This window comes from Paenibacillus sp. 7516, from assembly GCF_002272715.1.
GTDB lineage: Bacteria > Bacillota > Bacilli > Paenibacillales > Paenibacillaceae > Paenibacillus > Paenibacillus illinoisensis_A.
Genome location: NZ_NPBI01000036.1, coordinates 25,728 through 38,610 on the forward strand (window position 1 = coordinate 25,728; position 12,883 = coordinate 38,610).

The following is a 12,883-nucleotide window of genomic DNA, read 5'->3' on the forward strand; positions in this document are numbered from 1 at the left end:
ATGTTGTTGATCATAGCCACAGTCTAGGGGCAGAGTATTAACGCAAAGGGAGACATTTGTAAATCGATTGTAATATTTATTACAAGATTAAAAATAAATGAAAAAATTATTACATAGACAAACCACGTGATCACAGGCCAGCTGGTATACTGAATGGCAGAGCGAGAAAAGGAGTGAATCCGTAATGAATTTATTTGCCCAAAAAGAACAGCTATCACCTGGTCATCTGAAGATTGCCGATTTTGTTGAGCGCAACCCCGAAGAGATATTATTCATGACGGAGCAGGAAATTGCCGACAAGCTCGGAGTAAGTATAGCCACCGTTTCGCGCTTCTGGCGGGCTGTTGGATATGACAATGCCAAAGCATTTAAAATCCGGCTGCGCACCTCCGAGGACACGACACCTGCACTCAAATTAAATAAAACAATCTCCCGCATGGACACGAGCAGCTTGCCTGTGCAATTGCTGGAAGCCTCGGTATCCCATTTGCAGGAGACGTTATCACATATGAAGCAGGGAGATCTGGAGCATGCTGCTTCCATCCTTTCTGAAGCCAGAAGAGTATATATCTATGCTCCCGGACCTTCTGCAGGTTTGGCAGAGCTGCTGTCATTCCGGTTATCGCGATTTGGATTGACGGTCATTCATTTGGCCGGAAGCGGACATGAATTGCTTGAGTCGCTGATGCACATGCAGCAGGAGGATATGGTCTTGCTGATGAGCTTTACCCGTCTGCTGCCTGAAGCAGAGGTCATTCTGGATTATGCCAAGGAAGTAAACAGCAAGGCCGTACTTGTGACAGACCGGGAGGATCTGTTATACGGATTGGCAACGGAATTGTCTTTCTATGTAAGTCGCGGTGAGCTGGGGGAATTCCACTCCATGGTTACTCCACTTCTTCTTATGGAGCAGCTGGTGCTCGCTGTTGGTTTATTGCAGAAGGAGCTGGCTATGTCCAAGCTGGAGAGGCTTGCTGAACTGCGCAGCAAATATGCGGATAAGCTGCCTCGTGGATAACTCATGGTATAGCAGTGGGTAATCTGACTTTGTTATATCGGTCCTCTTATGGTGTAAAAACATAAATAAGAGCAATTATTGTTGCTCACCAGCATGTTGAATTACATTTGGAATGAGGGGATCGTATGACAACAAGAGGAATCGACCATATAGGAATTACTGTGCCGGATGTGGAACAAGCGACTGTTTTTCTGCAGCAGGCATTCGGCGCAAGGCTTGTATATGACAACATTACGCCTCAGGATCCCCCGCAGGAAGGTCCTGAAGCAGAACGGAAGCTGGGGCTTCGACCTGGAGCCAAGGCCACTCATATTCGAATGTTATCTGTCGGAGAGAGCGCCAGTATTGAACTATTTCAGTTTGGAAATACGGAGCAGAATGATCCCGCCAGGGCATCAGACTTCGGTGTGCAGCATGTAGCCTTATATGTGGATCAGATGGAGAACGCGGTGAAACGATTCACAGAGGCAGGAGGAGAGCTTCTCTCCGAGCCCAGTGCATTGTCCGGCCCAATCGAAGGCGGGGAAGGCAATCAATTTGTATATGGGCGTGCACCGTGGGGCATGTTGATTGAGCTAATCTCCTACCCGGCCGGCATCGATTATCCCCAGCATAGTGAGGATCAACGTTGGACACCTAAGGCAGGAAGGACTGATTAGATACTGGGAAGGCCAACTTATGTGATGTGCTGGGCGTAATCCTTGTGAGGACCGTTTCGGATGAAACGGTCTTTTTTTTGTCCATTTACGTGTTGACACCTTGATAATAAAATGAGGCTTAGTCCAATAAGTTTACCAAAATAAGATTATGCAAAATTTTTTTTGGGGAAATCAAAAATAAGTGATCCAAATGTCCTGAATTGGGGTATCAAATAGTAGAAGCGTTCAGAACGTTCACGTGAATACATAAAAATTGGAGAAGACCGATTTCCATTTTTGAATTTTGCACAGGGATAGTCTACGAAAAAATAAGCGATAAGCATGAGATTATGGGGGAAATGAAGTGCCTATAGTAGAGTTGGACATGAAAAAAGACGTTGTCACGGATGCGCTGGTCGTTAAGGCGATGGAAAAAAGTCTGGCGATCATTCGTTTTGATCTGGATCGGCGGGTGACTTATGTCAATGAGACATTTGCTCGTACGATGGGATATCAGGTAGATGAAATGTACGGGATGCATCATCGGCAATTATGTTTTGCTGATTTCGCAAACAGCATGGATTATGAGTTGTTCTGGAACAGTATCTTTAACGGCGTAAGCTTCCAGGACAAGATCGAGCGTAAGGATGCCAGTGGCAACTCTGTCTGGCTTGAGGCAACATATATGCCTGTCTATGATGAGTCTAATGAGAGAATTCTGGGTGTCTCCAAAATTGCAACCAACATTACAAACCGTCAGAAAAACATCTCGGCCGTGGTCCATGAGTTGAAAACGATGTCACATGAGATGAACGAGCATGCGGATATTGGAATTGAGCGCAGTCGTGAGCTGCTGTCCGGTATCACAGAAATTGCAGAGGTTTCGGCTCATAACCGGACGACATTGACTGATTTGCAGGAGCAAGCAGGCTCGATCCAAGGTGTTGTCAAAACCATTCAGCAGATTGCATCGCAGACACAGCTGCTCGCACTGAATGCTGCCATCGAAGCTGCACATGCAGGTGAGTACGGGCGTGGGTTCGATGTAGTAGCCAAGGAAGTCAGAAAGTTGTCTGCCATGGTTGGGGATTCGATTAATGAAATCCGCGATAGTGTAAAAGGCATAACCAAAGAGATTAAGAACATTTCCAGCGGAACCCAGAAAGTTGAAGCGTACGCCCAGCAAAGCCAGCAGAAAATCGCGGTAGCGTTGAAGGATTTTACAACCATTGCGGAATCTGCACAGCTGCTCGATGCCAAGGCGCAGCAAGTCACCAAGATCGTCTAAGATGTATCTCTCTTCTATAAATAAACTTAAATAATGATAATAACGTGGCAGGTCTCCGACACAGGGGCCTGCTTTTTTATTACGCAAAAAAAACGGGAATTATTGTGAGCCTTCGGGGAAAGAATACTCAGAAATACATGTAGGTTCAGGTTCACAGCTTAGAGAAATGTTGGGGTGAGGGTGATGTGGTCGAAAATATTATCGTTTGTACCTGAATGGTCGATATGGATGCAGGCATTTCTGGTGTTTTTGATTCCACTCTTCATATTAAAAACAGCTCGATGGATTAGCTCTTCTATTAGAAGAGGTGCATTTACGAATCCCAGTTCACAGCAAAAACAAAACTCAGGAGACTCCTCTTCGAATGGTACTGACCAGGCACAAGGAACTGAATCCGGCACATATGCAAACATCAAGCTGACGGGACACTATACCACAGATCTGATCAGTTCAAGAGAAACCTTTGGCCAGAATGCCGACGTACATATACGGGAGTTTTTCATCTATGGTACGGACACACCTGCGGCTGTCATGTATGTCGATGGTCTGGTAGATCAGGAGTTGGTCGACGACCATTTGATCACGCCTCTTATGTTAAGAGGGGTGCCGGAACTGAAACAGGATGCCTTCATCCATCCGGAAAATGCTCACCTGCTTAAGGGATATCTGAAAAATCATTTACTGCCTGTTAGTCAGGTAGAGGAAACCGAGTCATTACAGGAACTTGCTTTGGGTGTGCTGTCTGGGAAAAATGCTCTCATTATTGATGGTATGCCTGGTGCTCTTCTCATTGGATCAGCCAAAGGAAAAACACGCAGTATTGAAGAGCCGTTGTCTGAAGCCCTGCTCCGTGGGCCACGCATTGGTTTTACGGAAAGTCTCAGTGATAACACGGGGGTACTAAGGCGGTATGGGAGTAACCAGAGCCTGTTCATACAGAAATATGAAGTAGGTACACGGCTCAAAAAAGATCTGGTTATTGCGTATATTCAAGATATTGCCAACCCCGAGATTGTAGCTGAAGTCCAAAAGCGAATCGAACAGCTGGATGTAGACGCCATGCTGGAATCCGGGTATGTAGAGCAACTCATTGAGGATGATCAGCTGAGTCCTTTTCAACAGGTGCAGAATACGGAAAGACCGGATCGGGTGATCAGTGCTTTGCTTGAAGGACGTGTTGCCATATTGCTGGACGGTACACCTTTCGCATTGATTGTGCCGACGACCTTCAGCATGCTGCTGCAATCACCTGAAGACTACTACGAGCGATGGATTCCAGGTACCTTTCTCCGCATGCTTCGTTTTCTGGCAGCCATGATTGCTCTTCTTGCACCTGCCTTGTATATCTCGTTTATTTCCTTTCATCCGGGTCTGATTCCAACCAAACTGGCATTGACCATTATCGAGACGCGAAAAGGAGTACCTTTTCCCTCCATTATCGAAGCACTCATCATGGAGACGGCGATTGAGATATTGCGCGAAGCCGGCATACGTCTGCCGAAACCGATTGGACCCGCGATGGGAATCGTCGGCGGTCTCATTATCGGGGATGCCGCCGTACAGGCAGGGATCGTCAGTCCGTTTCTTGTTATTGTCGTTGCTGTTACGGCAATCTCGTCATTTTCCATTCCGACGTACAGCGCTGGGATAACGCTGCGGATTCTGCGTTTTATAGGCATGTTTAGTGCAGCAGTACTTGGCTTGTACGGAGTGGTTCTGTTTATCCTGTTGCTCTGCAGTCATCTTGCACGGTTACAGAGCTTTGGCGTTCCATATGTCAGCCCGAGTGTTCCATATCGATTGTCTGACTGGAAGGACTTTCTGATTAGGGCCCCGATGAGCATGATGAGAAAACGCCCTTACATGATGAAACCCAAAGATCAGGACCGCAAGAAATGAGGACAAGGCTATGAAACTGATGAAGAGGTGAAACCAATGAAGCCTTCCTACACGCCCCTAACAACCGCTCAGGCTGCGATCATGATCATTAACTACATGCTGGGAGCAGGTATCCTGACCTTGCCGCGAACAACGGTAGAAGCCGTAGATACACCGGATGTGTGGATTTCCATTATCATCTCGGGTGTAATTATTACGCTCATTGGTTTCATCATGGTTACGCTGTGTCGGAGATTCCCAGGAAAAACGGTGTTTCAGTTTGTCCCGGAGATTACCGGCAGGTGGATTGCTATGGTAATCAGTATGGCAATCATCCTGTATTTTGTCATTATCTCTGCATTTGAAGTCAGGGTGCTGGCGGAAGTGACCAATTTATATCTTCTTGAGCGTACGCCGACCTGGGCCATCGTGATGGGGTTTATGTGGATCGGGATCTATCTGATAACAGGCGGTTTGAATGCAATCGTGCGATTGTTCGAGATTGTTTTACCTATCACTATTGTTATCTTTATCATAGCCATCCTGCTTAGCAGCAAAGTCTTTGAAATTAATAATCTGAGACCGGTACTAGGTGAGGGGTTTATGCCGGTCATAAAAGGATTGAAGCCGTCGCTCTTGGCCTATACAGGATATGAAATCATGTTTGTCGTGATGGCCTATATGAAGAGTCCAGAGAAAGGATTTAAGTCCGTTATTTGGGGGACAGCTATTCCCACACTGATCTATCTGGTTACAGTCATTATGGTGGTGGGCAGCTTGTCCATTAATGGCATGAAGACCCGAACCTGGCCAACACTTGATTTGATGCGTAGTTTTGAGATTCAGGGATTGATATTTGAACGCTTCGAATCGTTACTTCTGGTCATCTGGATTATGCAGATCTTTTCCACCTTCACCGTCACACTGTATGGTGCTTCCATAGGATGTGCTCAATTGTTCAAACGAAAGGAAATACTGGGAGCCATGTTTATCTTAGTTTCCATTATTTATTTTATTGCCTTTCTTCCAAACGACGTCAATCAGACTTTCGCACTGGGGGACTTTGTGGGGAAAGTTTCTGTTTTTCTGTTTGCCATCCTTCCAGCACTGTTGTTGCTGTTAAGTTTTGTTCGCAAAAAAGGAGGACAGAGGAAATGAAGCTGCCTTGGAAGAAGCTGATATTGTTTTCTGTATCGCTATGCATGTTATTGACGCAAACAGGCTGCTGGAGCAGCAAAGAGATTGAGGAATTGGGTGTCTATGTGGCTCTGGGAATTGATGTGCCTGAGCAAACGGAATTTGAAAAGGACGTCAACGCTCATGGTGGTCATTATCCCAAAGAAAACAACATAACCGCCACAGTGCAGATTGTACCTAAGGATGCTTCCAAATCCAATAGCCAGCAAGCTTCTCCAGCAGCAGGTAAATCCTATTTTAATGAACAATTAACGGGAGATTCTCTATTAGAAATATTCCGTCAGTTTGCACTCAGAAGAGATCGTCCCCTTATCGGACATCATTTGAAAGTGATCGTGGTTTCGCAAGAAATTTCACGGAAATACAGCTTGGAACAATTGCTTGACTTTGTGTTGCGTGATAACGATATCCGTCCAAGTTGTCTGATTGTGGTGAGTGATGAAAAAGCCATTGATGCATTGCACTCCAATGATCCCAGTGAAATCCCGGCATTTTACCTGACAGGTCTTGTTGACAATTCATACTTGTCGAATAAAATCATGCCCGCTGTGTCATTAGCCAAGTTGGACGCAACCATGCAGTCTGGCAGAAGCTTTCTCCTTCAAAATGTCATCTCCTATAAAGGCGAACATAAATTTTCGGGTGCAGGCATATTTGACTCCAAGACAAAACGTCTTATTGGAACCTTAAGCCAAGTCGATCTCGAAGGATTGTCGTGGATTCAGGAAAGGCCTAAGGGAGGCGTAATAAAAACATATGAAGAACGAACCGGGAGTACGGTCGTTTATGAGATTAAGCATACGAAAGGGAAAATTATCCCTACAGTCCATGGGGACGATATCTCGTTCCATGTTAAGGTGGAATCGGAAGGTTGGTTCATGGAAGATTGGACGGTTCCCGAAGTAGAAGGAGACGAAGAATATCTTCACAAATTGGAGAACGATTTTAAGAAAATCGCTGAACAGCAGGTGAAACAGGTCCTCGATAAAATGCAGCATAAGTATAAGGTGGATGTTGGTGGATTTGGCGAGAAACTGCGTATTAAATATCCGAAAGTATGGAAGAAGGTTAAACCGGATTGGGATAAGACATTCAGTGAAATTCCAATTACCTATGACATCAAAATTAAAATCAAAAATCAGGGATCTTCGACGGAGTAATATCTGAAGGAGTAATCTGGACAAGCCATACAGCCTTTTCAAATCCGCGAAGGATCTGAGAAGGCTGTTTCATATGTCCTTGCCAAAGTTATTCAATAACCAGCATACGTGGTGATGTTTCCTGAATTACACGGGAGGAGAACCAGGAGCCGAGAGCTGCTGCAATCATGCTGATACAAGCGAATAGAACAATTCCAACCCCATTCAGAATCAGAGGAAGATGTACTATACCATAGTCAGCAAGGATCAATTCAAGAAGAATAGGCAGCACATACACGCCAACCAGGATTCCCATCAGGGCGCCTATAGTGGATAGGAGCGATATCCCCATGGCAATAGACAGCCGAATGCGGCGCGAGGTTAATCCAAGCGATTTGTAAATACCATACGTTCTGCTTTCTTTGCGGATACTAATCCGGCAGGTACTGAAAATAATAATAAATGTAACCAGGATAAACAGCAGCCCAATCAGGCTCATGGGGTAAATTAGAATGTCTGCCGCTTCGGCGTAGACCGAATCGAGCAGGGTCTGCTGGGTTACAACTGAAGCGGAATCTTTAAATTGATGATTCATTTCCCTGGCAACAAGCTCCGCTTCCAGCGGATCATTCAAATTAATGAATACAGCATCAAAATCACTGTAATTCGGGCGAATCGTATTCATGGCCTCCATCGTAATGCGTCCCGAGATGGACATATTGGCAATAGCTTGATAAATTCCTGTGATGAGAAATGTGCGCTTCTCCCCTTCAATATAAAGTTCCAGGAATTCACCCGGCTTTTTGTTTAAGGACTCAGCTACACCCACGCCGATGGCAATTTCATTCTCCTGCTGCGGGTTATTCCCCTCTAATGTCTCAAATCCAAGATCCTGATAACTTCCTTCCAGTACACTCAGAGCTACACTGGTAGATTGCCGTTCATCATCCCCTGAAGAGCCTGGGCTAACTACGCCAGTAATGTTCCCTTGCCAGCCTGCATTTTTGATTCTTGCATCCTCTTGTATCCATTGATTGAAATCCTCTTTGGGAAAAGTACTTTTATTCACAACGACAGCAGCAATGTTGGCATTGTCATAACCCCACTGGGCAGCGGTCTGAGCAATTCCGGTGATACTGCTTAACAGAACATACCCCAAAACTAGTACGGAAGAGGCTGTAGTTGTCAGCAAGAGCATCAGAATAGAACTTTTAATGTTTTTGGTGACATGGCGAACTCCGATAACTGCACCTACAGGCAGGCGAGTGAACCTGAACAGACTGTATAGCGGGGAGTTCATTCTCCGTGCCATCCGGCTGTTGTCCAGCTCCGACATTCCATAACGGATGGCCTGCACCGGCTGAATACTCCGTGCTTTTTTGGCATACATCATAACGAACAAAAGGATCATGGCGAACAGGAATAGGCCCACAAGCATGGCTGAACCTATCCCCTCGACCGAGATGTCACGATTTCCCACGCGAAGAGAAGACACGGAGATATTGATGATGAATTTGGATATCCATATACTGAGCCCAAGTCCTGGAAGGATGGCTATACCGGAAAGCATGGAATACTGCATGACATACGTGCCGATGGTTTTTGCCGAGGTCATGCCAAGTGATTTCAGAATGCCGATCGTTTTATAGTTGGCCAGAATGGCATCCGAAATCGTAAATCCTATCGTAATCAAAGCGATGGCAAGCATGACAACCCCTAGGAAAATCATGATGAATCCGATGATTTGATTAATGATCAGATAGAAAGAAGAGATGCCCTCAAACTCCATCTTGGTTTCTAGAAACGGACTGCCTGCCTCAAGCGAGTACCGTTCCCAATAGCTTGAATTGGCACTGTAATCGTCGAAATGGATACCCAGCATGTAATTATCGTTTCCCGGTAGGGACTGAACATGCTTCGAATAATCCGAAGGGTTCATCCAGACTCGTGCTGTATTGGTGAAAGGTGCCCCATAGGGGACATCAACTACAATGCCGGATACGTTCAATTCGATGGTAGTGCTCCCCGTTTTGAAGCCAATAGTATCTCCGGCTGAGACACCGTACGCATTGGCCATGGAAGTGGGAATCCAGACCGAACCTGGCTCAGGAACCACTTCTGGTGTTCCACTAGAAAAAATAAGCTCATCCACAACCCGCGGAGTTGAAGGGGTATTCATCATGTAAAGGTAAATATTAGGGATATCCGTGCCATGAAACGAGATACCCGATAACGATCGATACGTGAGCAATTCAGACACTTCAACGCCGTCCTGGTAAGCCCACCAGGTGTGAACAGCCTTTGGATCATTCAGGCCTTTATCAAAAGTCAAAATCTGATGTGATCCATTAGTGCGGGTATGCATCTCTCTAAACTGATTACCTGTGTTGGCCAGAATCATGACAGATGTAGACAGCAGCAGCGTGGATAGAAGAATGAGCAGCGCGATAAACGAGTTTTGTATTTTGCTTCTGCCCAGATAGGAGAGGCTAAGTTTCAACATGACAGCCATCGTTATTCCTTCCCCGATACAAAGGCAAATATCATGTCCTCACGGTCATGAACCTGATGCTCGTTATAGGGTTTGAATTCGAGAATGCCACCAACCTTGCCGTCCCGGATTAATATCAGACGATCAGCACGGCAGGCAGCCTTGATATCGTGCGTGACCATGACAACGGACTGCCCTTTTCGATGAATGTCTGTCAGGATGTCGAGTACAGCCTTACCGTGTTCCACATTCAGACTTCCAGTTGGTTCATCGGCGAAAAGGACGTCAGGAGTATTGATCAAAGCCCGCGCAATGGCGGCTCGCTGCTGCTGGCCTCCTGAAGTCTGGGAGGGAAGACGGCTGCTCAGACTGTCAATATCCAAGGATTTCATCAATTGGGCTGCCCGCAGCTGAATTTCATTCTTTTTGGTCCCGGCGATGTAACCCGGCAGTGCAATATTCTCTCGAATGGAGAGATCCGGCACCAGATTAATATTCTGATAGATATAACCAATCCGGCGAGTGCGAAAATCAGACATTTCCCGTTCGCTGTAAGCATCGATGCGTTGTTCCTGAAAATAGACTTCACCAGCAGTCACATGATCCAGACCACTCAGCAGATAGAGCAGGGTGGATTTGCCCGAACCCGAGTTACCCATAATGACGGTAAAATCCCCTTGGTATATATCCAGATCAACATTGCGAATGGCATGGTATTGTTCCGGGCCTGTGCTGTATGTTTTGCATAGGTTATGCGCACGAATAATCGTTGTTTTGCTCAAGAAAATCACTCCCCAAGGCGGTATACGTTTTATTTTAGAGGGGGGATGTTGAGGAAGTCTTATCAAATTATGAATAAAGTCTTACAGGCTGGATGCCAGCCTGAATGGATTGTGACGAGTCAGCAGACCGGCAGACTAAATTGAAAGCTGGTTCCTTGCCCCTCTTTGCTTGAAAAGGATATACGTCCCCCGTGTGCTTCAACGATATTTTTGCATATGGATAAGCCAAGGCCTGTACCCTCTTGCACGTGTCTGGATACAGGAGACGCCTGCCCCCGGAAATAACGCTCAAATACAAAAGGCATATCCTGTGCCCGTATTCCCGGACCATTGTCTATGATTGTTACAATGAACTGATTGGCTTCCACCTCAGTATGAACTCGGATGGCATCCCCGCGATGGGTGTGCTTCAGTGCATTGGATATGAGATTGGCCAGCACTTGTTCGATCCTTGGGGTGTCCATGCGGATTAACACATTCGGAACGGATTCGGGCGTTTCATACGTTAGACCTTTCATGCGCACAGCATGTCCGAATGATCCAAGCATGGCCTCGAAAGAGGGACCACTATAAACTTCACGCGGCTCTACGGATATTTGACCCAGTTCCTGCAGCGCATGAAGCAATAGATCTTCAACCAATTGGGCTGTTTTGTCCGTGTGGGTCTGCATGATTCGCATATACTCCATCAGGGTTTCCTCATCTGCACACATTCCTTCCATAATGGCCTCAATATACGCTTTAACCGTAGTAATGGGTGTTTTGATATCATGCGAAATATTGGTGATGAGTTCCTTTTGCGCCTGTTCTTGCTTCGTACGTTGTTCACTCAAATATTTGATTTCGGTGCGCATCAGATCGAACATGGCATATAATTCGCCTATTTCGTCTGCATGTTTATAATGAATTGGCTTATCGTACTTCCCCTTAAGAATAGATTCAGCATGCTGCTGAAGCATATGTACCGGTGACAGTAATCGTTTATGTATTTTGCGATGCATGGTTAACAGAAGAATGCCGAGAATAAGGGCGATTATGATGGATATGCCTGCAACCAGATAAGGCAGGATGGATGAAGGCTGGACAGTAACCATGGCTTTGGGGATGGTAAAGATGGCGTTTCCGATCTGAATTCCATCCGCAGCATGGAGGACAGGGAAAGCCATGTCCACCACATCCTCTCCATGGTTGGCATGCCCGGCATGGCTCAGATCATAATGCAAGGCGGATGCCAGATGGATATGTTCTCCTTGAGAGGATGGATCGGAAGAGAATAGAATCGTACCGTCCAGGCCGACATAGGATAACTGGATGCCTTGCTCTTCGGCGAGGGCACGAACGTTTTCCTGAACCTCCGGGCTGGTGAGTTGATGAAGATTCTGCTCCAAAGCAAGCATCACCGGGTTGATGCTGAGCCGGACCAGATGAATGGACAAGTTCTCCTCGGTATGATCATCTAACCGATCCACGGCAAGTGTCAGGCTGCATCCAAGGAGAAAAATAAGCAATATGAGTACGGTGATCAGCCAGCGTTTGGACCATTGGAGTAACGACATCGAGATTGTGATCTCCCATCTATCTTAGTGGTTGAATTTGTAGCCGACTCCCCAGACTGTCTTCAGAACAACGGGTTCGGAGGGGGTGGCTTCAATTTTCTCTCTTAACCTTCGGATATATACAGTGACCGTATTTTCATCTCCGTAAGCATCATATCCCCAAACAGCATCCAGCAATTGTAACTTGGAGAATACCTGATTCTTGTGGCTCGCCAGGTAGTACAGCAGTTCGAATTCCTTCGCAGAAAGTGAAACTTCATCTCCGCTTACCGTAACCTTGTACGCTTTCTTGTCGATCACCAGGTTGGACAGACGAAGAAGATGTCCCTCCTCACGCTCGGCTGCAAGACTGTCATACCGCCTGAAATGGGCATTGATTCGCGCAAGCAGCTCACTCAGGGAGAAGGGTTTGGTCATATAATCATCTGCCCCGAAGCCCAAACCAAGCACCTTGTCGGTATCACTTCCTCTTGCACTTAGAATGAGGATCGGTATATTGTTTCTTCGTCTTATTTCACGGCATACCTCAATACCATCCATATCCGGAAGCATGATGTCCAGGATAATATAGTCCGGCTGCAGCATGTCCATCAGTTGCAATCCATCTTGTCCAGTGACTGCGACTGCAGCGTCATATTGGTTTTTGTTCAGATAGTCTCTTACAATGCGTGAAATGTCCTGCTCGTCTTCAATAATGAGTATTCTACGTGAATGAGGCATAGGTATCGCTCCAATAAAGGGTAATGGAAATTTCTTTAATGATGGTTGAATCTGTAAATGATTATGATTTTAACTATACAGGGTTATGTGGGAGGAGTCATGAATAAATTTGGAGCAGCAAAAAGTTCAAAGAACCCATAAACGTGACCTGTTTAGAGGTCGTCATGGGTTCGAGA

The 12,883-nt window shown here is 46.0% G+C and carries 10 protein-coding genes; 6 read left to right on the forward strand and 4 right to left on the reverse strand.

The features are described from left to right. Window positions 1–184 precede the first annotated feature (184 nt). The 6 genes from CHI14_RS25015 (at window position 185) to CHI14_RS25040 (ending at window position 7,179) form a co-directional block, all read left to right on the forward strand. Entirely contained in the window at window positions 185–1,018 is an 834-nt protein-coding gene (locus CHI14_RS25015; RefSeq protein WP_095292259.1) for a MurR/RpiR family transcriptional regulator, read from the forward strand. A 125-nt stretch (window positions 1,019–1,143) separates the two neighbouring features. Next, window positions 1,144–1,677, forward strand: coding sequence for a VOC family protein (locus CHI14_RS25020; RefSeq protein ID WP_095292261.1), 534 nt, complete (start codon window positions 1,144–1,146; stop codon window positions 1,675–1,677). 364 nt (window positions 1,678–2,041) lie between these two features. Next, window positions 2,042–2,944, forward strand: coding sequence for a methyl-accepting chemotaxis protein (locus tag CHI14_RS25025; protein WP_095292262.1), 903 nt, complete (start codon window positions 2,042–2,044; stop codon window positions 2,942–2,944). A gap of 183 nt (window positions 2,945–3,127) precedes the next feature. Continuing rightward, window positions 3,128–4,843 carry a spore germination protein gene (locus CHI14_RS25030; RefSeq protein ID WP_095292264.1) on the forward strand — a complete coding sequence of 572 codons (1,716 nt, stop codon included), beginning with the start codon at window positions 3,128–3,130 and terminating at the stop codon, window positions 4,841–4,843. 36 nt (window positions 4,844–4,879) lie between these two features. Further along, window positions 4,880–5,980, forward strand: coding sequence for a GerAB/ArcD/ProY family transporter (locus CHI14_RS25035; RefSeq protein WP_095292265.1), 1,101 nt, complete (start codon window positions 4,880–4,882; stop codon window positions 5,978–5,980). After that, window positions 5,977–7,179: a Ger(x)C family spore germination protein gene (locus tag CHI14_RS25040; RefSeq protein WP_095292267.1), complete on the forward strand. Its 1,203-nt coding sequence runs from the start codon at window positions 5,977–5,979 to the stop codon at window positions 7,177–7,179. The genes CHI14_RS25035 and CHI14_RS25040 overlap by 4 nt, the downstream gene beginning before the upstream one ends. Before the next feature lie 88 nt (window positions 7,180–7,267). On the opposite strand, the gene CHI14_RS25045 is transcribed toward CHI14_RS25040, so the two are convergent. The 4 genes from CHI14_RS25045 to CHI14_RS25060 form a co-directional block, all read right to left on the reverse strand. Continuing rightward, entirely contained in the window at window positions 7,268–9,670 is a 2,403-nt protein-coding gene (locus tag CHI14_RS25045; protein WP_095292268.1) for an ABC transporter permease, read from the reverse strand. Between the two features lie 2 nt (window positions 9,671–9,672). Continuing rightward, window positions 9,673–10,431 carry an ABC transporter ATP-binding protein gene (locus CHI14_RS25050; RefSeq protein ID WP_170948268.1) on the reverse strand — a complete coding sequence of 253 codons (759 nt, stop codon included), beginning with the start codon at window positions 10,429–10,431 and terminating at the stop codon, window positions 9,673–9,675. Between the two features lie 119 nt (window positions 10,432–10,550). After that, window positions 10,551–11,987 carry a sensor histidine kinase gene (locus CHI14_RS25055; RefSeq protein WP_095292270.1) on the reverse strand — a complete coding sequence of 479 codons (1,437 nt, stop codon included), beginning with the start codon at window positions 11,985–11,987 and terminating at the stop codon, window positions 10,551–10,553. Window positions 11,988–12,011: 24 nt separating this feature from the next. Then, window positions 12,012–12,707: a response regulator transcription factor gene (locus tag CHI14_RS25060; RefSeq protein ID WP_095292271.1), complete on the reverse strand. Its 696-nt coding sequence runs from the start codon at window positions 12,705–12,707 to the stop codon at window positions 12,012–12,014. Window positions 12,708–12,883 lie beyond the last annotated feature (176 nt).